Annotated in this window: 19 protein-coding genes; 13 read left to right on the top strand and 6 right to left on the bottom strand. The window is 52.8% G+C overall.

The window, feature by feature from the left end; all coding sequences use genetic code 11:
• Window positions 1-51: 51 nt before the first annotated feature.
• Both ACO08I_RS25730 and ACO08I_RS25735 read left to right on the top strand, forming a co-directional pair.
• The gene (locus tag ACO08I_RS25730; RefSeq protein WP_421947535.1) at window positions 52-519 is read left to right on the top strand and encodes a sulfotransferase family 2 domain-containing protein; all 468 of its coding nucleotides are present in this window, start codon (window positions 52-54) and stop codon (window positions 517-519) included.
• Window positions 516-1,178 carry a sulfotransferase family 2 domain-containing protein gene (locus ACO08I_RS25735; protein ID WP_282784763.1) on the top strand — a complete coding sequence of 221 codons (663 nt, stop codon included), beginning with the start codon at window positions 516-518 and terminating at the stop codon, window positions 1,176-1,178. Before ACO08I_RS25730 ends, ACO08I_RS25735 begins: the two co-directional genes overlap by 4 nt.
• Here the strand turns inward: ACO08I_RS25735 and ACO08I_RS25740 are convergent.
• Genes ACO08I_RS25740 through ACO08I_RS25755 form a run of 4 tightly spaced genes read right to left on the bottom strand, consistent with a single transcriptional unit; the run spans window position 1,167 to window position 4,497 of the window.
• On the bottom strand, window positions 1,167-2,258 hold the full coding sequence (locus ACO08I_RS25740) for a glycosyltransferase family 4 protein (protein ID WP_421947536.1): 1,092 nt from the start codon (window positions 2,256-2,258) through the stop codon (window positions 1,167-1,169). The genes ACO08I_RS25735 and ACO08I_RS25740 overlap by 12 nt on opposite strands.
• Window positions 2,255-2,608, bottom strand: a complete 354-nt coding sequence (locus tag ACO08I_RS25745) for a DUF2304 family protein (RefSeq protein WP_421947537.1) — start codon at window positions 2,606-2,608, stop codon at window positions 2,255-2,257. The genes ACO08I_RS25740 and ACO08I_RS25745 overlap by 4 nt, the downstream gene beginning before the upstream one ends.
• Before the next feature lies 1 nt (window position 2,609).
• A complete protein-coding gene (locus ACO08I_RS25750) occupies window positions 2,610-3,311 on the bottom strand; it encodes a glycosyltransferase family 2 protein (protein ID WP_160213809.1) in 702 nt (233 codons plus the stop codon).
• A 55-nt stretch (window positions 3,312-3,366) separates the two neighbouring features.
• A complete protein-coding gene (locus tag ACO08I_RS25755) occupies window positions 3,367-4,497 on the bottom strand; it encodes a glycosyltransferase family 4 protein (protein ID WP_282784757.1) in 1,131 nt (376 codons plus the stop codon).
• A 110-nt stretch (window positions 4,498-4,607) separates the two neighbouring features.
• On the opposite strand from ACO08I_RS25755, the gene ACO08I_RS25760 reads away from it, so the two are divergent.
• The 3 genes from ACO08I_RS25760 to ACO08I_RS25770 all read left to right on the top strand — a co-directional run bounded on the left by ACO08I_RS25760 (window position 4,608) and on the right by ACO08I_RS25770 (window position 8,153).
• The gene (locus ACO08I_RS25760; RefSeq protein ID WP_282784754.1) at window positions 4,608-6,032 is read left to right on the top strand and encodes a pyridoxal phosphate-dependent decarboxylase family protein; all 1,425 of its coding nucleotides are present in this window, start codon (window positions 4,608-4,610) and stop codon (window positions 6,030-6,032) included.
• A gap of 131 nt (window positions 6,033-6,163) precedes the next feature.
• Window positions 6,164-6,622, top strand: a complete 459-nt coding sequence (locus ACO08I_RS25765) for a hypothetical protein (protein WP_044223315.1) — start codon at window positions 6,164-6,166, stop codon at window positions 6,620-6,622.
• A 508-nt stretch (window positions 6,623-7,130) separates the two neighbouring features.
• On the top strand, window positions 7,131-8,153 hold the full coding sequence (locus ACO08I_RS25770) for a TerC family protein (protein ID WP_282784751.1): 1,023 nt from the start codon (window positions 7,131-7,133) through the stop codon (window positions 8,151-8,153).
• An 8-nt stretch (window positions 8,154-8,161) separates the two neighbouring features.
• Here the strand turns inward: ACO08I_RS25770 and ACO08I_RS25775 are convergent, their stop codons facing one another.
• On the bottom strand, window positions 8,162-8,599 hold the full coding sequence (locus tag ACO08I_RS25775) for a LexA family protein (RefSeq protein WP_421947538.1): 438 nt from the start codon (window positions 8,597-8,599) through the stop codon (window positions 8,162-8,164).
• A gap of 326 nt (window positions 8,600-8,925) precedes the next feature.
• Here ACO08I_RS25775 and ACO08I_RS25780 point away from each other — a divergent pair, with 326 nt between their 5' ends.
• The 3 genes from ACO08I_RS25780 to ACO08I_RS25790 all read left to right on the top strand — a co-directional run bounded on the left by ACO08I_RS25780 (window position 8,926) and on the right by ACO08I_RS25790 (window position 13,168).
• Window positions 8,926-10,971 (top strand): transketolase family protein, encoded by a 2,046-nt coding sequence (locus ACO08I_RS25780; RefSeq protein WP_421947539.1) that lies wholly within the window; start codon window positions 8,926-8,928, stop codon window positions 10,969-10,971.
• 241 nt (window positions 10,972-11,212) lie between these two features.
• Window positions 11,213-11,671: a hypothetical protein gene (locus ACO08I_RS25785; protein WP_282784745.1), complete on the top strand. Its 459-nt coding sequence runs from the start codon at window positions 11,213-11,215 to the stop codon at window positions 11,669-11,671.
• Window positions 11,672-13,000: 1,329 nt separating this feature from the next.
• A complete protein-coding gene (locus ACO08I_RS25790; protein WP_421947540.1) occupies window positions 13,001-13,168 on the top strand; it encodes a hypothetical protein in 168 nt (55 codons plus the stop codon).
• A gap of 37 nt (window positions 13,169-13,205) precedes the next feature.
• Here ACO08I_RS25790 and ACO08I_RS25795 read toward each other — a convergent pair whose 3' ends face one another.
• Entirely contained in the window at window positions 13,206-14,117 is a 912-nt protein-coding gene (locus tag ACO08I_RS25795; RefSeq protein ID WP_421947541.1) for a peptidyl-alpha-hydroxyglycine alpha-amidating lyase family protein, read from the bottom strand.
• Window positions 14,118-14,260: 143 nt separating this feature from the next.
• Between ACO08I_RS25795 and ACO08I_RS25800 the strand changes: the two genes are divergently transcribed.
• The 5 genes from ACO08I_RS25800 (at window position 14,261) to ACO08I_RS25820 (ending at window position 19,398) form a co-directional block, all read left to right on the top strand.
• Window positions 14,261-15,724 carry an SDR family oxidoreductase gene (locus ACO08I_RS25800; protein ID WP_421947542.1) on the top strand — a complete coding sequence of 488 codons (1,464 nt, stop codon included), beginning with the start codon at window positions 14,261-14,263 and terminating at the stop codon, window positions 15,722-15,724.
• Between the two features lie 272 nt (window positions 15,725-15,996).
• Window positions 15,997-16,560 carry a fasciclin domain-containing protein gene (locus tag ACO08I_RS25805; RefSeq protein WP_282783141.1) on the top strand — a complete coding sequence of 188 codons (564 nt, stop codon included), beginning with the start codon at window positions 15,997-15,999 and terminating at the stop codon, window positions 16,558-16,560.
• A gap of 197 nt (window positions 16,561-16,757) precedes the next feature.
• Window positions 16,758-18,056: a PQQ-dependent sugar dehydrogenase gene (locus ACO08I_RS25810; protein WP_421947543.1), complete on the top strand. Its 1,299-nt coding sequence runs from the start codon at window positions 16,758-16,760 to the stop codon at window positions 18,054-18,056.
• 302 nt (window positions 18,057-18,358) lie between these two features.
• Window positions 18,359-19,135, top strand: a complete 777-nt coding sequence (locus ACO08I_RS25815; RefSeq protein ID WP_421947544.1) for an enoyl-CoA hydratase/isomerase family protein — start codon at window positions 18,359-18,361, stop codon at window positions 19,133-19,135.
• 2 nt (window positions 19,136-19,137) lie between these two features.
• Window positions 19,138-19,398 carry a hypothetical protein gene (locus tag ACO08I_RS25820; RefSeq protein WP_282783146.1) on the top strand — a complete coding sequence of 87 codons (261 nt, stop codon included), beginning with the start codon at window positions 19,138-19,140 and terminating at the stop codon, window positions 19,396-19,398.
• Window positions 19,399-19,429: the final 31 nt, after the last annotated feature.

Consider the following 19,429-nt stretch of genomic DNA (forward strand, 5'->3'; position numbering starts at 1 on the left):
CGCACCCTGCCCAACCGGGTGCGGGTGCTGCACGGGCATTTTTCCTGGCCAATGGTTAGCAATATTCTGGAGCTGTCACCGGATATCCCCAAAATTACCTGGCTCCGCGATCCGGTGGACCGCGTGGTGTCCAATTATTTCTATTTGTCAGAGCGCCTGCGGGACATTATTGACGAAGAAGGGAGAGGGGTTGATATCCTGGCAAAAATGGAGCGCAGCCTCAGAGAATATGCGCAAACCGAGATCAACCAAAACCGGATGTCCAAATTCCTGGAGGGGCTGCACCTGAAGGACTTTCGCTTTGTGGGTATTCTCGAGCATATGGATGAGGATTTACAACATATGGCGGACGCGATGGGCTGGACGATTCAGGAGGCTTATCAGCACAATGCCACTGGCAAACGCAAGCGGGAAATCACCCCTGAGGAACGGGCCATCATTGAAGCCTGCAATGCCAAAGATCTGGAACTTTATCGTGAGGCTCTTGAGTTTCGAAAGCAGGGATACTGGAAATCATGATCGAGTTAATATCCATACATATTCCCAAAACGGGTGGTACCTCTTTTTACCGGGCATTGCAAACGGTTTACGGGGTGGAGCGGGTATCGGTCTCTTTCAGAAGGCGGGATTACTTTGAAGCGGTGGAGCAGGGAGGACTGCCCCGGGCGCTGCCTCCGCAGCTGAACGTACTGCATGGCCACCTGCACTACGAAGAAGTCCGAGAGTTGCACCTGCAGCATAATGCAAAAGTCATTACCTGGCTACGTGACCCGGTAGACCGCGTAGTTTCCAATTACTCTTTTTTCAAACATCGCCTGTTGCACCCGGAGCACAACCCTGAGGTGGCAGCGGCTAATGCCCACCGGATTTCAGAAACCTTGCTGGAGTACGCCACGCTGGAGGAAAACCGAAACCGCATGTCTAAATTTATGCAGGGGCTGCATCCAAAAGACTACTTTTTCATAGGACTACTGGAATCCTTCGAGGCGGACTACGAGCGGTTAGGGAAACGCCTTGCCTGGGCTGAAATCCCTCCATTGCCCCGCCTCAACGATAACCGCCGTTTCCGGAAAGCGCTACCTGAAGTTGACGAAGAGGCGCTCCGTCAGTTGCAGGCCCTCAATGCGGAGGATATGGCGCTGTACGATTGGGTGAAAACACACCGCTCAGCTTTTTAAGTCTTGGTAAAGATTGATGTAGGACTGTACAGCATCCTGTAAGTAAAAAGGGCGGAAGGGCCGTTTTTCCCAGTCTCCCTCATGCGCACGCTGCAGTGCCCGGGCGAGTGCCGATGTGCTCATCTCCTGCATAGGCACCCAATGCCCGCTTACCACTTCGCGCAACGCGCCCTGGTCGGAGGAAATGATGGGGACACCCATAGCAGAGGCTTCTGCTGCGACAAAGCAAAACCCTTCGCTATAGGAGGGGATCACAACACAGGACGAATGTGCGATTTCCCGATAGAGGGTCGCCCGCGGCAGATCGTGGAGCAACCGTGTCTGCTGACGGATCCCGAGTTGGTCCAATTGTGCCTGTACCCAATTGTACATTGGTTGAGGATAGGTGGGTATAATGAGCTTGAACCTGGCTTCAGGATGTTGCCTGAGCAAGGTTTGTGCTGCCGGGAGCAGGAGCTCCAGCCCCTTTGACATGCCCAGGCGGCCAAAGTAGGTGAAGGTGAATTCCTTTGGCGGCTGATGAGGATAAGCCTCAAAAGCTGTATAGTCCAGCCCGTTGTAAATCCGTAGCGCTTTTTCGTCAGCAATGCCGCTTGCACGCAACGCCTGCCGGGTGTAGTCGGATACCCCGATGAAGCGACGAAAAGGCAGTTTCAGCAGGAGTTGCTCCCAGGAGTAAAAAAGAGTACGCTGCAGCACATTAGCAAAAGGCAGCTGCCACCAGAGCTGTCCCCAGACTTCGTGGAAGGTAATCAATACCGGTTTTTTGCTAAGGGCGGCACCGATCCAGGCTGGTAAAGCGGCATTGTAGGAAGTAGTGTGTACCACATCGTATTTTTTCGCCATACGCCGGATCACCGGCAGGCTTGCCACGCTGAACCAGTAACGGTTGCGGCAGTTGACCCGCACCACTGATACGCCCTGAATGTCCTCCTGTTCGGGCAAATCGGGGCGGAACCGGGTGGTAATGACTGCTACTTCGTGCCCGCTCTTTGCCAGTGCTGTAGTCAGCTCGTAAAACAGCTTCTCCGCTCCACCGATATAAGGATGGAAATGCTCAAGTACGAAAAGGATTTTCACGATTGGAGGTCTTCTTTTTCTGCTTGCTGAAGAGTGATTTTGCGAGCCAGCTCAGTGGTGGCCATCTGGTTTTTTTTCAGCATGAAGAAGAGTTTGTACTGGAAGAAAAAAATGAGTCCCAGGCAGAAAAAAATGATAGCGTTGATGTTGCTCTTTATCCCAAAAAAGTTGGCAATGGCCTTGGAGATTGCGTCGGGGAAGAGGGCAAAAATACCGACGGACATCCAAAAGGCGGCACCCAGAGCAGCCTCTTGCCAACTGGCTTTTGATTTCAGAAAACGCCGGAACAGGTTGAAAACAAACCCCAGGGAGGCTAGTGGAACGATAATCTGATAGACTTCAAGCTTCACGTCACTTCATTTTTGAAGGGTAAAATAGCAATTTCCAAAGCAAATCCACAGCGGTGGTAATGCCCATGACCAGGTCTTGCCCTTTGTTCAGCGAGTAGTCCGTGTAAGTGACCTGTATAGGAGCCTCGGCAATGGTCAGCCCCTTTTCTTCTGCCTGCACGATCATTTCGCTACAGTAGCCAAAGCCATCAAGCCGGAGCCGGAGATTGCGTATGGCTCGTGCACTGAGTAACCTGAAGCCCGTCTGAGTATCCGAATAGCTGCGCTGACAAAAGGTGTTCGTCAGGACATTGGAGATGCGGTTGTACAGGACACGGGTGGGCGGAATGCCAGGGGACGGGTCGAGGAAGCGGCTGCCCAGCACGATATCAGCTTCTGTTTGGGCCTGTACTTCCACCAGCCTGTGGATGTCTTCAGGGTGGTGCTGCCCATCGGCATCAATTTGTACCACACATTTCCAGCCCTGACGCCTCGCGTAAGATAAGCCGGTTTGTGCTGCTGCCCCTGCGCCACGGTTGATGGGGTGGGAGAGGACACGTGCCCCTGCCAGCCGGGCCTGAGAAGCAGTATCGTCTTTGCTGCCATCATCTATAACCAGTACATTGGGGAAGCCACTGCCAATCACCTTAGCTACGACCTGCTCAATCACAGGGCCTTCGTTATAGGCAGGAATAACAATCCATATTTGTTCTGGTCGCATCATTTTGGGGTTTCTGCTACAGCTTAGACCTCGGATTTGAAATAGATGTGCAATATAGTCATACGTGCCTGGAGTCGGGTTGTTTCGCAGCAAGTTTTTGGAGGGCTTCATGGCAGGCTTTGGCATGTGCTGCCCAGTTGAATTGCGCTGCCCACTCCACAGATTGTTCTTTGAGGGCTGACCTTGCTGAGTCGTCCAGCTGGTCTACCGCCTGCATCTGCCGGGCTATGGATGCAGGCTCCTGATAATCGATATAGTACGCGACCGAACCGCCTACTTCAGGCAGGCTGGATACAGAGGAGCAAATCACCGGGCAACCGCACCGCATAGCCTCAAGTACAGGCAGTCCGAAACCTTCGTATTCGGAAGGATATATCAAAGCCTGGGCGTGGCTGTACAATTGCGGGAGGGCTTCATCGGGCACAAAGCCGGTCAGAAGAATATCTGCCCGGTACGGGTGCTGGCCCAGCGCTTCGAAGAACGGCTCTGATTTCCATCCCCGCTGCCCGGCTACAATGAGCTGACCGCTGCCGCCATTTTGCCGGTACTGCTGATAGGCCATTAGGAGATTGACGAGGTTTTTTCGAGGCTCAATAGTGCCGACCGTAAGCCAGTAAGGGGTGGTAATGCCCTGCTGATCCAGCCAGGCCCGGGTCCTCAGGGGGGTAAGTGCCGGATTGGCTCCGAGATGAGCTGCAATCACTTTGTTTTTTAGGAACGGGAAGTGTTCCAGGACATCTTTGCGCGTATGCCGGGAATTGGTGATGACCAGGCTTGCCCTTTTTAGTATGCCTTTGAGGAAGAGGCGTTGCAGCATCTGACTGTGCCAAATGTGGTACTGCGGGAAGAGCAAAGGTGTCAGGTCATGGATGACCGTCACCCGATGGACACGCCGCGGCAGATTGAAAGGGCCAAAGTGAGCAGGCTCCACTACGATATCCACCTGATGCCGCCGGAGTAAGTACGGTACAATAAAAAACATGCGGAAGGCGGCGAATACCAGCCCAAAGCGGTTGTTGGGCACTACGAGGGACTGCGTGCCCGGTATAGCGGGTGTGGCTTTCTCACGCACCAGCAGGTACTCATTATCAGAGTCGAGCCGGGCTAATGCTGTGATAAGCTCGCGGGTATAGACATGTACACCGCCACGTTGATTGTCCAGAGGGTCCGCAAGTATGGCTATTTTCATGATTTTGACCTGTGCTGAATGCAAAGGTACAATCTTTGGGCTAACCTTTGAGCGATGGAGATGGCCCTGACATGCAGGACAAGCAATTGGAAAAAAGTATATTCGCCACCATGAGTACTGATAAGAAGCGAATACCTGAGACGGGCCAGGATCCGGAAAAGCTGCTCGCAGCAATGGAAAGTTTTAAGTCGGGGGATGCCCGCTGGAAGGAAGGCCGTACCTGGAGTATGGTCTATCAGGTGGACGAAGCCCACAATAAGTTTTTAAAGCAAGCCTCCAACCTGTTTTTTTCAGAAAGCTACATCAACCCCTTCGCCTTTGAGAGCCTGCAGCGTATGGAAAAAGAAGTAGTCGCTATGACAGCTGATATGCTGCACGGGGACGAGCAGGTTGCTGGGACGATGACTTCCGGCGGGACAGAAAGCATTTTTCTGGCGCTGTACACCTATCGGGAGTGGGGGCGAAAGGCCAAAAGAGGCTGCACTGAGGTGATTGCGCCAGCTACCATCCACCCGGCTTTCGAGAAAGCAGCTCACATCCTTGGGCTTAAAATAAAGAAAGTGGAAGTAGGAGAAGATGGAAAAGCAGATGTGGAAGCCATGCGGCGGAAAATCGGTCCCGGAACACTAATGCTTGCAGCTTCTGCACCCTCTTATCCGCATGGGTTGCTCGACCCGATTCCATCTATTTCTCAGATTGCACAGGAGCATCAGTTGCCCTTCCATGTGGATGCCTGTATTGGGGGGTTCATGTTGCCATGGGTGGAGCAGTTGCGCCCGGAACTTGTCCATCCCTGGGACTTCCGGCTGCCTGGCGTCACCTCCATATCCGCAGACACGCATAAATTTGCCTACGGAGCAAAGGGCAGCTCAGTCCTGTTGTACCGAAGTATGACCTACCTCAGGCATCAGTTTTTCATAACCACCGACTGGGCAGGAGGCATTTACGCCTCAGCTACGCTTCTTGGGTCACGTTCCGGCGGCCCTATCGCTGCCGCCTGGGCTGCGATGAACAGCCTCGGGCGGCAGCGCTACCTGGAGCTTGCCGGGCAGGTAATGGCGGGGGTGGATCAGCTCAAAGCAGCGATTGAAGGCATGGCCGAACTGGAATGCATCGGTGCACCCTGTATGAATATCCTCGCTTTTGCTACCCGGAATAACCGGCCCGATATATTTGTGGTGGCGGATGCGCTGGCAGAGAAGGGCTGGTATGTGGACCGGCAGCAGCGTCCCAATTGCATTCATGTGACCGTCATGCCTCAAAATTTGCCAGTGTTGCAGGCTTACATCGATGATCTCCGCTCTGCTGTTGCTTTTGCAAAAGCCAACCCCAACGCAAAGGCAGAGGGGAATGCGGCACTCTACGGGCTTATGGCAAGAATCCCCTTCCGGGGAATGGTGGCACAGAATGTGCGAAAAATGTTTGAAACGCTATATGGGAACCCGGTTGAGGAGGACGCTTCTACCGAGCCCGAGCCTGCAAAGTGGATGGGCTGGGCCAACCGCTTGCTTAGCTTCAACCCGTTTCGGCGGTAACAACAAAAGAAGCAGAAAAAACAGAATTGATGATTTATGCCACTGCTTTTTTTACCGTAAAAACCTATTTTTGTTTCAAAAGCACCAACCCACCATCAGACGAAAAAACCAAAGTTTAAAACAAGATATATATGTTTAAAAGTATCGATGCCCTTTCACCTCAGGACCAGAAAGTATTGTACGATGCAGTCCCTCAGGTTGTTCTGCTTGTTGCCGGTGCCGATGGTATTATCGACGATTCCGAGTTGGCAGCCAGTGAAAAAGTAGCTCATGTCCGGTCTTTTGACTTTCATCCGGAGTGGATGGAGTTTTACGAAAAGCTGGATCAGGACCTTCATGAACGGCTGCTGGCTATGATCCAGGATTTACCACGGGAGACAGAGCCCCGGCAGGAAGAGCTGGTCAGCCGGCTTTCCAATGTTAATGCAGTACTCAAAAAGATTGATAAGCGGCAGGCCCGGCATTTTTATGAGGGGCTGTTGAGCCTTGCGGGCCACGTAGCCAAGGCCTCCGGTGGCTTTATCGGTTGGCTGAGTGTAGGGCCAAAAGAAGCGAAGGTGACGGATTTGCCTATGATCGATCCAGTCTGATTTAAGTTGGCATTTATAGGGATAGTAGGGAACATGGCTTTTGTTTTCTGGTAGAGTAGGAGTAGCTATGGTGCTACCTTGGGCATTGTCCATGGTTTCACCTTGCCAAAATCTATGTTTTTATGAAAGCATTCCTACTATCCCTGACCTTAATGTTTGGCCATCTGGCTGTAGTTCCCGCTCCTGCAGCTGTAGCTGTGCAATCGGCTGCAACTTTATATTTCAGATCTTACCTATGCCCTGATTGTGATTCCTGACCAAGTAGAAAATAAGACTATCAGATAGCCGTGTGTATCCGTGCTTGTCTGTTTGTAGCCAAATTGTAAAGAACTGCCGGGAGCTTTGGTATACTGGCCGTTTGCAGGGGCATGAAATCAACAAACCTTCTTTTCCGCGCATTTATAGATGGAAAGCGGTGGTGATAAAGCCGCATTACTGCGTCTAACGGCAGCACCACGGCACAAAGCGCAAACAAGGCAGCGGAGATTTCCTGCCCAAAAGCAACTACATGTTCATCTGGATCGGTTTTATTACCCTCGTATTTTTTCTTCTGGCCCTCGACCTGGGCGTCTTCAACCGTAACCCTCATGCTATTACCACGCGTGAGGCACTGGGGTGGACAACGTTGTGGGTAAGCCTGTCTCTGCTGTTCAGTGTATTTATATATTATGCCTATGGCAATGGATGGATCGCGAATCCGGAATCCCTCACTGCAAGAGATGCTGTGCTTAAGTACCTGACCGGCTACCTGGTCGAGCAGTCGCTAAGCATGGACAATATCTTCGTGATTGCCATGATTTTCTCCTATTTCAGTATCCCGCAAAAGTACCAGCACCGGGTTTTGTTTTGGGGCATTCTTGGTGCCTTGGTGTTCCGTGGCATTATGATTTTTCTGGGCGTCGTCCTGATTCAGAAATTCGCCTGGCTGACTTATGTATTCGGCGTTTTTTTGCTCTATTCTGCTTACAAGATGTGGTCTTCGCATGAGGCTGCTCACCCCAATAAAAATCCGGTCATCAAGTATGTAAGCCGTCTCATACCAGTGACAAAGGAGTTTGACGGGGAGCATTTCTTTGTGAAACGCAAACATATCACCGCGGCAACCCCATTGTTCGTTGCGCTTATGGTGGTGGAAACCACGGACGTAATGTTCGCCTTCGACAGTATCCCTGCCATTTTTGCCATTACAACAGACCCCTTCCTGGTCTTTACCTCTAATATTTTTGCCATTTTGGGACTGCGTTCCCTGTACTTCGTGCTGGCGTCTGTGCTGGACCGTTTCAAGTACCTGCAGCACGCACTTGTGTTCATCCTCGCCTATGTAGGCGTGAAGATGTTATTGGTACATCAGGTCCATATCCCGGAATGGGTATCCCTGATGGTTATTTTTGTATCTCTCGGCGCCGGTGTGTTGTTTTCCATCTACAAAGCGCCCAAAGCTGAAGAAGCCCCGGCAGAAGAAGCTGCACATGATATTGCCGAGTCTGCTTCCAGGCAGTTGGATGCACGTTCAGAGGAAGAGGAGCAGTAGGGGCATTGCTATCGGGGGATAAGCAGGTCTTTGACTACGCCCCAAATGGCAAATTCCATATCCGGTTCCAGTGCAATGATTTCCTCATCGGTTTGGATACTGATCTGTTCTTCCTGCATATGCAGGCGGCATAGGATAAAGCTGCCTTCGAAGTAGGCGGCTATGATGTCCCGGTGGCGGGGTGTGGCCTGCCGGTCAACAATAGCAATATGTCCGGGCAGAAAGCCTTCACTGCCCAGCGTTTCCTGGCTGACCCGCAGAAAGAAGGTATGTGCCGGGTGCCGGATGAGGGCCAGGCTCAAATCCAGCCGGATGAAGTTGTATTCCTCGCCCGGGAGCGGAAAACTTTTGCCATCACTAGCCTCCACTTTCAGGTAGGGCGTCATCTCGTCCATGTCCACTACAGGGACGGTCTGAAAATCTTCGTAGGACCGTATTTTTACCATCGTACATTTTGTTTAGTTGCCACAATTTTAAAAACAAAAAGTTTTTAATGCAAGTATTTGTGTGGTTTTTTATTCAGAATTGTTTTCCACTTCTCCCTTGCTTCCGAAATACCTCAGAGTTTAGCTATCTTCGGGCGAAAATCAGAGGGCCGGCTGAACATCCGGAATTGGGCATCCTTTGAAACAGAAGTAAGCGTATGGCGCAGGAATGCAAAGCAAAAAGCCCGTGTGGCTGGAGGCTGGCGCTGTTCGAACTATCCTCTGCGGCTTTGATCGTTCCCGGCAGCTTACTGTTTTTTGATTACCAAAACCTTATTCCTTTTAACATGGCAGATCCTACAATTACACAAAAAGCCGCAGACAACATCCGTGTGCTTTCCGCCGCAATGGTGGAAAAAGCGAGCTCCGGCCACCCCGGCGGTGCAATGGGCGGTGCAGACTTCATGCACATCCTGTTTACGGAGTACATGAACTATGACCCCCAAGACACGGCCTGGCCCTTCCGCGACCGGTTCTTTCTTGACCCCGGCCATATGTCGGCTATGCTGTACAGCCAACTCCATCTGCTGGGGCATTACAGCACAGAAGACCTCGAAAACTTCCGGCAGTGGGGCAGCCCAACGCCGGGCCACCCGGAGATTGATGTAGCCCGTGGTGTGGAGAATACCTCGGGCCCGCTGGGGCAGGGGCATACTTTTGGCATCGGTGCCGCAATCGCTGAGCGCTTTCTGGCCCACCGCTTTGGGGAATGGACAGCTCACAAAACGTACATTTACATCTCTGACGGTGGCATTCAGGAAGAAATTGCACAGGGTGCCGGGCGCACTGCGGGCTACCTGGGTTTGGGGAACGTAGTAATGTTCTACGATGCTAATGACATTCAGCTGTCAAGTGAAGTCAGCGAAGTCATGGACGAGGATACGGGTAAGAAATACGAAGCCTGGGGCTGGCATGTGCAGACCATTGAAGGCAACGACCCCGATGCCATCCGTAAGGCATTGGATGCTGCTGTAGCGGAAACAGACCGTCCTTCCCTCATTATCGGCAAAACCATCATGGGCAAGGGAGCGGTTACCGAAGAAGGCGAGTCCTTCGAGCGTCAGGTGTCCACCCACGGCAAGCCACTGAGTGGTGCCGGAGCCTCTTTTGAGAAGACCGTAAAGGCGCTGGGCGGCGACCCGGATAACCCATTCGCGGTTTTCCCGGAAGTGGCAGCATTCTACGAAGAAGTGAAAACCGAAAAGCACGCTTATGCCGAACAAAAGCGGACCGAACAGGAAGCCTGGGCTTCCAACAACCCGGAGCTGGCAGCCAAGCTGGAGCAGTACCTCAACCGCGATCTACCTGAAATAGATTGGGCAGGGATTAAGCAAAAGCCCGATCAGGCCACCCGGAATGCCTCCGGAGCCGTACTCAGCCACCTGGCCGACCACCTTGACAACATGATCGTCGCCTCTGCTGACCTTTCCAATAGTGACAAAACAGATGCCTTCCTCAAGAAGACCACTTCTTTTGTTAAAGGCGACTTTAGCGGTGCGTTCCTGCAGGCCGGTGTTTCCGAGCTGACTATGGCGGCACTGTGCACGGGTATGGCCCTGCATGGCGGCGTTATCCCGGTTTGCGCGACCTTCTTCGTCTTCTCCGACTTCATGAAGCCGACCATCCGCCTCGCTGCGCTGATGGAGCAGCCGGTAATTTTCATCTGGACGCACGATGCCTTCCGGGTAGGCGAGGACGGCCCGACGCACCAACCCATCGAACAAGAGGCTCAAATCCGTCTGCTGGAGCATCTGCAGAACCACTCCGGCCGCAACAGCTTTACCGCCCTGCGCCCCGCTGATGTGGACGAAACGACTGTCGCCTGGCAGTTAGCCCTGGAAAACACACACGGTCCGAGCGGGCTCATCCTTTCCCGTCAGGACATCAAAAGCCTACCCGCCAATGGCAGCCGCTACGAAGCCGCTAAGGCAGCTGAAAAAGGTGCATACATCGTCCAAAAGGAAGAGGGCGGCAACCCTGACCTCATCCTGGTCGGCAACGGCTCCGAAGTCGCTACCCTGATCGAGGGCGCTAAGTTGCTACGGGAGAAGAAAAAGCTCAAGGTACGGGTCGTCTCCGCTCCATCCGAAGGCCTCTTCCGTAATCAGCCCATCAGCTATCAGCTGGATGTGTTACCTTACGACGTACCTACTTACGGTCTTACCGCCGGCCTGCCGGTCACCCTCCGCGGCCTGGTCGGCCCACTGGGCGAAGTCGCTGGCCTGGACCACTTCGGGGAGTCCGCCCCCTACACTGTACTCGATGAAAAGTTCGGCTTCACTGCTGAGCGCGTCTACGAAGGTGCGGTAAGCTACCTGGAGGATTTTGAGTAAGCCTGTTGTTGCTGGTGTAGAGCTTAAGCCAGGGCATTTCCAGGCGCTCTGCCCCAGCTTCATCCTGTAACCTATCGGATCCCGGTAAAAACTGGGACCCGACAGGGGTCTTGGGCTGCTGGTGTAGAGCTGGATCCAAGCCCCCGTCAAGAGCTCTGCCCCAGCTTCACTTGGGAAAGCACTGATGCACTTCTACATTTCTACGGAATTTGGGCTATTTTGTATGCCAAATACAAACGGTATGGAGCTTTACCCCAATCAGTCCTTTCACATCTACAACCAAGGGAATAACGGGCAGCAGGTCTTCTTTTCAGACCGTAATTACAAGTTCTTCCTTTGGAAAATGCGTGCTTATTTGCTGCCTTTTGCTGATTTACTTTGTTATTGCCTCATGCCCAATCACTTTCATTGGTTGTTTTATGTTAAGGCGCCAGAAATCTCTAAGGATGCACTGTGGTCCCATGTAGATCATATCGAGTGGGTGAGGCGTAAGCAGCAATATGGTGATGCGGCGCAAGTTGTGAACCGGCAGCGCATAGGCAGTAAAGAAGAGGAACAGGTAATAAGTATCAACCAGTCCATAGGAATCCTTTTGCAGTCGTATGCCCAGGCAATCAACAAAGAGCAGGGTCATACAGGGGGGGGGTCGCCCCAAGTGCAAAGCGAAAGATGGTTGGATAGACGAATTTGTGACGATTAAAGGGCTTACGAATGCCCCCTTTGCTCCCGGAAACGGTTATTTTTTCAACTGCTTCTGTTATATCCACGATAATCCGACTAAAGCTGGACTGGTCAGCAAAAATACAGATTGGGACTATTCTTCCGCAAAGGATTATGCAGGTCTTCGAAAGGGCACGCTGTGTAATCTGGAGATGGGGCAGGAGCTGATTCGATATTTGTGATTCTCTAAACTTACCGTAGAGCTTTGCCTGCTGGTGTAGAGCTTGAGCCAAGCCCATTCCGGGAGCTCTGCCCCAGCTTCCTCCTGGTGTAACCTATCGGAGAGCGGGAAGCTCCCCGACAGGACAGGAGGCTTGGGTTGCTGGTGTAGAGCTTAACCCAAGCCCCCTCCAAGCGCTCTGCCCCAGCTTAACCTGGGGAAACCTGCCGGATCCCGGTAAAGTACAGGGAGGGAAGCTCCCCGACAGGAGCAGGGCCTTGGGCTGCTGGTGTAGAGCTTGAGCTAAGCCATTGCCAAGCGCTCTGCCCCAGCTTGACCGGGGAAAACCTGATGGATCTCGGTACTGTTTCCCTTGAAGAACCTATCGGATCCCGGTAAAGTACCGGGAGGGAAGCTCCCCGACAGGAGCAAGGCTCTTGCTGGTGCAGAGCTTAATCCAGGCCCCCTCTAAGCGCTCTGCCCCAGCTTTCTCCTGGTGTAACCTATCGGATCCCGGTAAAGTACCGGGAGGGAAGCTCTCCGACAGGAGTCTTGCGTTGCTGGTGTAGAGCTTAATCCGAGCTATTGCCAAGCGCTCTGCCCCAGCTTTATCCTGGTGTAACCTATCGGATCCCGGTAAAGTACCGGGAGGGAAGCTCTCCGACAGGAGTCTTGCGTTGCTGGTGTAGAGCTTAAGCCAAGCCATTGCCAAGCGCTCTGCCTCAGCTTATGTAGGGGCCAACAAAAGGATCGAAAGAAATTACCCGTAATATAGAATCCTAAAAATATGGGAAGAACAGACCCATTAAAAAGTGCGACCCTGCCTGCTTGCGCATGGCATACAGGTCCGCTGGAGTCGATGCTACAATTTGAGCTTAAGATTACTGATGTACGACCCCAGTAGGGGGCGGCAGTCAGTAAAAAATGGTCTTCCCCCTTTAACTGACGCCGTAGGTGTCACACTTAATGCTTAGGCAGATTCAGAAACAAAAAAGGGGCGAAAATCAGGATGCCCCAAACAACCGCCCCATCTCCAATCTACCTTCAATCCAATCCAGCTCCAATGTATACCGACGACGAAGTAGTTTGGGACCAACCATAACTTCGTGTCGGCATACCTGTGCGTACCGGCATACTCGTGCGTCGGGTTTGTGCATTACGCCCAAACCTCTCCGTTCCGAGTATATCCCCCGCCCGGTAAATCCGGATACTGCGGTAGCCTTCCGCAGCGGGCTCGGTGTACTGCTCCAATTGCTGCTCCGGCAGGTTGATGATCCAAGCTTCCGGGATGGTTGCGACTCCAAAGCAGGCAAATGAATTTAAACACAGGCCCCTGAAGTATAAGGGCTATGCTTCATTCTTTATGGAAATGCTGGGCCCGCCAGGAGAGCACCTCTGCAATCCATATCCCCTCAGCATCCACCGCAATCCAGTGGGGAAGGCTCAGTTCGCCCCGGGCGAAACCTCTGGGTGGTGCAAACTCGCCTACCTTTCGGCCATTAAGATCAAAAAGGAAAACCTTGGTGGCCACTCCATCCAGGGAGTACAGATAACCGTCGTGGATTTTGATGGAATAGGGGTAGCCCGTATTGTCCCACTGATCCAGGTAATGGCCATCAAGATCAAAAATCTGTATGCGCTTGTTCTCCCGGTCGCCTACATAGACTTTGCCATCGTGCACGGTAACGCAGTGCGGCAGGTCAAATTCTCCGGGTTTAATACCTTTCGTACCCCAGGTTCTGATGTGCTCGCCGGCTTTATTGAACTTCACCACCCGGTTGTTGCCATAGCCATCGGTGACATAAATACTACCGTCTGGGCCAAAGTCAACATCTGTAGGTTGATCAAAGATGACGTAGTTCCACTTTTTCATATACTCGCCTTGCTGCCCCTTTCTGCCCAGTACTTTCAGGACTTCGCCTGCAGGAGAAAACTGAATAACGATATGGCTGCCCACATCAGTCGTCCAGATGTTGCCATCGGCATCAATCTTTAGCCCATGGGGTACCTCGAAGGTATTCTGGCCTGCTCCGATCTCTTTAATAAAGGTGCCGTTTCCATCAAACTCCAGCAGTTTGTGGTCGCCTCGGTTAAGAACGAAGATGTGGCCTTCGGCATTCTTCTCCACTGCTGCCACTTCGCCCAGCAGCCAGCCATCGGGTAGTTGCAGGCGCAGCCCGGAGGCGGTGTACTGGGCAGCAGGTTGGGCGGTAAGAGCGAGGGCCAGGCTTATGGAAAGAGCCAGTAAAAAAATCATCCGGATCATAACAAGTCCTTTTTTTGGTTAAAAATAGACCTCCGCTACAACCAACTTTCATGTGCTTTCCTGTATATTACTACCGTACAGGCTTTTGTCTTAACGGTGAACCTCCGCCTGGGCATACCGTTCCAACAACAAAAAAACGCCACATGCGTATCTTACTCACCGGCGCGACCGGCTATATCGGAAGACGGCTCCTGCCCGTGCTCCTGGAAGACGGGCACGAGGTCATTTGCTGTGCCCGTAACGCCACTACCTTTGACGTGCCGGAAGGGTGGGAAGAGCAGGTGGACGTTTTTCAGGTCGATTTCCTGAAACCCGTGGATATGCAGGAAGCGCCCGGGGAATTCGATGTAGCCTTCTATCTCATCCACTCCCTGTCTGCTGCCATTGACGACTTTAAATCCCTGGAGGAGAAGGCCGCTACGCATTTTAATGCCTTTGTCGAGCAAACGACCTGTCAGCAGATCATTTACCTTACGGGTATTGTCAACAGCGAGGAACTGTCGAGCCACCTGGAGTCCAGGCTGCGGGTAGAACAAATCCTGGATAGTGGCAAGGTGCCCCTCACCGCACTGCGCGCCGGTATCATCATCGGCTCCGGCAGCGCTTCCTTTGAAATCATCCGCGACCTGGTGGAAAAACTGCCGGTCATGATTGCCCCGCGCTGGGTGAGTACCCGCTGTCAGCCGATTGCGATACGCGATGTGATCAAATTCCTGACGGGCGTAATGCTCAAAGAGCAGTACTATGGCAAAAACTTCGATATTGGTGCCGAGGATATCCTGACCTACAAGGAAATGCTGCTCGGCTACGCCCGTGCCCGGGGGTTGAAGCGGTCGCTCTATGTGGTGCCGGTCATGACGCCCCGTTTGTCTTCCTACTGGCTGTACTTTGTGACCTCCACCACCTACGAACTGGCCGTCAACCTGGTCAACAGCATGAAAATAGACGTCATCTGCCGGCCCAACAATCTGGCGGAGGAGCTGGGTATCGACCCTATCCCTTACGAACAAGCGGTAGCCCTGGCTTTCGATAAGATACAGCAGAATATGGTGGTCAGCAGTTGGAAAGACTCTCTGGTTTCCAGCTCAGACAAAGCGTCGCTCAACCGCTACATTGAAGTGCCCGAGTACGGCTGTTTTGTAGATGAGCAGAAGGTCGCCATTACCCACAATACCCCTGACCAGGTTTGGCAAAATGTAGTCAGCATCGGGGGAAAGCGCGGCTGGTACTATGCTAACTGGCTGTGGAAACTGCGGGGCTACCTGGACAAGCTCGTCGGCGGCATCGGTCTGCGCCGGGGCCGTACCCATCCCAACCGCATCCACGATGGCGATGCCCTTGACTTCTGGCGGGTACTCATTGCCGATGAAGACAAACAACGGCTCCTCCTTTACGCCGAGATGAAGCTGCCCGGTGAAGCCTGGCTGGAATTTCGCATTCAGCACAAAGACGGGCAAGCCTATCTGCGGCAGAAAGCCACCTTCCGGCCGTTCGGACTGTTTGGACGGCTCTACTGGGGATCCGTGCTGCCTTTCCATTACTTTGTTTTCGGGAATATGGCCAAGCGTATCGAGCGTTTTCAGGCTAAGACTATGTTTGGAGCTTGATCCTATTGCAAACCAAGGACTTATGAATCCCGGTCAAACCGGGACGTCATCTTTTTTAGCTTATTTGGCCCGCCAAACGCGCCAAAAAAGATTTAGCCAGAGCCACAATTCCTTGATTTTCATGACGAACCCGCTCCAAACATAGTCTAAAGAACAGCCGCAGGTCAAAGTTTCCTAAAAAACTTCCCCTTCAAAAAATCCAATCGGCGCTCAGGCTCGTATGCCTGTCGAAGATCACCCGAATGAATCATTTTTTAATTGAAAAGTAAGCTATGAAAAATTGTATTGCATTAGTAACCAGTATTATGATGGTCGCGCTCTTAGGTTCTCCCTTGCAGGCGCAGTACGATGGTAAAGCAAAGATGAAGAAGGAAAAAACCAAGATGATGGCCGAAAAGGACATCGTTGATGTAGCAGCTTCTTCCAAAATGCATACCACCCTTGTCGCAGCCGTAAAAGCTGCCGGTCTGGTAGAAACCCTGCAACAGCCGGGGCCATTCACTGTATTCGCGCCGACCAATGCGGCTTTTGAGAAGTTGCCGGAAGGCACCGTAGCCACCCTCCTGCTCGAAGAGAACAAGGAGAAGCTGCAGGCCTTGCTGACCTACCACGTAGTGCCTGGCAAAATCACTGCCGATCAGGTCGTGAAAGCCATTAAAGCCAACGAGGGCACCGCTACCCTAACCACCGTCAATGGGGCAGAACTCAAAGCAATTGCTGAAGGCAATGCCGTCTACCTGATTGATGAGAATGGCAACCGCGCCCAGGTCTTTAAGACCGACCTTGAGGCGTCCAACGGCACCATTCATGTCATTGATACCGTGGTGATGCCATAACAAGGCAAGGTGTATCACAGTAAATAACAGGCTTAAAAAGCCTATTTGACAGACTTGGCAAGTGCCTGTATCAGGGTTTTGCCAAGTCTTTTTTGTCTGGCCTGCCTTGTTGTTCAATTACAATCAAGGCGATGCTGCAGCTCTCCTGAACCCCCCGCCTGCCCATCTGTTACAACAAAAGAACCAACCCACTACTCATGCGATATTTACTGACTTTAACATTATTGCTCGGGCTTATAGCCTGCGCCAACAACACCAATGTATCTGAAGAGCTGCCAGAAACAACCAATGCGAAATCCAGCCGCTGGTCAGACCCGACGCTCATCCTGCCCGATAATTTCGAAGCTATCGTGGTAGCCGATGCGGTAGGCAGAGCCCGGCATATTGCGGTACGCGACAATGGAGATATTTACATACAATTGCAACAACTAAAAGACGGAAAAGGCATTGCTGCCCTGCGCGATAATGATGGCGATGGCCGGGCCGATACCCTGGCTTACTTCGGTGAACATACCGGCACGGGGATGGAAATTTACAAAGGCTACCTTTACTGCTCCTCCACAACGGAGGTCTTCCGCTATCCACTGCCGGAAGATGGTGCCCTTGTCCCGGACGAAAACAGCCGCGAGCTCGTGGTGAGCGGCTTCCCGCAACAAGGCTCACACGAAGCCAAATCCCTCACCTTCGACAACGATGGGCACCTGTATGTCAATGTAGGCGCCCCGTCCAATGCCTGCATGAAAGAAGCCCGCACCAAAGGGTCAACTGGTATGGACCCCTGCCCGCAGTTGGAATGGCAAGGCGGTATCTGGCAGTTTGATGCCATGCAGGCCGGGCAAACGCAGCAGGGGAATGGCGAGCGCTTTGCCACCGGGCTGCGCAACTGCGTTGGCATTCAGTTCAATCATGAGGGCAATCAACTGTACGCTATGCAGCACGGGCGCGATCAGCTAAGCTACCTCTTCCCGGGCATGTACAGCTACGAGCAAAACGCCGAACTCCCTTCTGAGGAATTCCTGAAGGTCGATAATGGCGACGACTTTGGCTGGCCCTATTGCTACTACGACCACAAGCAGGGCAAAAAGGTGCTGGCGCCGGAGTACGGGGGCGATGGTGAAAAGCAGGGGCGCTGTGAAGGCATCGAAGAGCCGGTGGTGGCCTTCCCCGGGCATATGGCGCCGAATGACCTGGTCTTTTACCACAGTGAGCAATACCCTGAAAAGTACAAAGAGGGCGTTTTCATTGCCTTCCACGGCTCCTGGAACCGGGCACCGCTACCCCAAAAAGGCTACTTCGTGGCTTTTGTGCCCATGCGCAACGGGGAAGCGACCGGCGACTGGGAAATCTTCGTGGACAATATCGCCGCTGAAACGACCATTGAGAAGCCCAAAGATGCCAAGCACCGCCCCACGGGACTGGCAGTCGGGCCCGATGGCAGCCTCTACATTACCGACTCCGTAGAGGGTAAGGTCTGGAAAGTCCGCTACCTCGGATAAACGGAAGATCGAATGGTGCCCTTTTTGACGAGGGGCACCATTTGAATTTTAAGGTGAGTGCTGCCGGTGTGCATAAAAAATTACACTTTTTGAATAGCCTGGCAGTATTTGTCGTTTGCCTATTTTGGTGCATCGCCTAAAAATCCTGGATAAGCTGGAGCAGAGCGGGAAGCTCTACCCCAGCAGCCATAGCGCTTAAATGCAGGGGGGTGCCCTTCGGATTCCTCCCGCATTTTCTTACCTTTGCTAACGAACATTCATTCGTATTTTGAAGTCTGTTTACCAAAAGCATTAACCAAATCATGACAGATAAAACCCAATTAGGCTCCGTAAGTATGGAAGTCAACGATAAAGGCATTGCCCGACTGACTTTCGAGCACCCTGCAAGCAACTCTTTGCCCGGCCGTTTGCTGGCTCAACTGGCGGACACGATCACCGCTGCCGGAGCAGACCCCTCTGTAAAAGTAATCATCCTGCAAAGTGGAGGCGACCGTGCCTTCTGTGGCGGGGCAAGTTTCGATGAGCTGATCGCTATTAAGGATTTGGGCACCGGCAAGCGCTTCTTTATGGGGTTTGCCAATGTCATCAACGCCATGCGCAAGTGCCCCAAGTTTATCATCGGGCGCATACAGGGCAAAGCCGTTGGTGGTGGCGTGGGGCTCTGTGCAGCGACCGACTACTGCATCGCCAGCCAATGGGCATCGGTTAAGCTAAGCGAACTGGCGATAGGCATCGGCCCGTTTGTGGTGGGCCCGGCCGTGGAGCGTAAAGTGGGCAAATCTGCCATGACACAATTAGCCATCAATGCATCGGAATGGCGCACGGCACAGTGGGCGAAGGACAAAGGCTTATTCGCAGATGTCTTTGAAACCGTGGAGCAACTCGACGCCTATGTGAGCCATCTGGCAGAACGACTGTCGGATTACAGCCCCGAAGCTATGCGGCAGCTCAAAGCGGTCTTCTGGGAAGAAGCCCAGGACTGGGATACGCTGCTCGAAGCCCGCGCCGAACGAAGCGGGGAGCTGGTCCTTTCTGATTTCACCGTGAATGCGATCAACGCCTTCAAACAAAAAGCCTAAGCATGGACCCCCGGCAAATTCTAAAAGACCAATTTCTGCAGATCGTCGATACGCAGTTGAAAAACAATGACCCGGCGCATACCCGGGTGACTTTCGACCGCCTCAGGGCTGCCGGCTACAACGATGAAACGGCCCGCTTGATGATCGCGCAGTGTGTGGCTGCCGAAGTCCGGGAAGTCATGTCGAGCGGAGCGGAATTCAATACCGCCCGCTATATAAAAAACCTGGACCGGTTACCTGAACCACCTGAATCCGTCGCCTAATGGCGAAAAAATCATCCTGACCGAACCATGA

Origin of the sequence: Phaeodactylibacter xiamenensis, assembly GCF_965229835.1 — a bacterium.
Taxonomy (GTDB): Bacteria; Bacteroidota; Bacteroidia; order Chitinophagales; family Saprospiraceae; genus Phaeodactylibacter; species Phaeodactylibacter xiamenensis.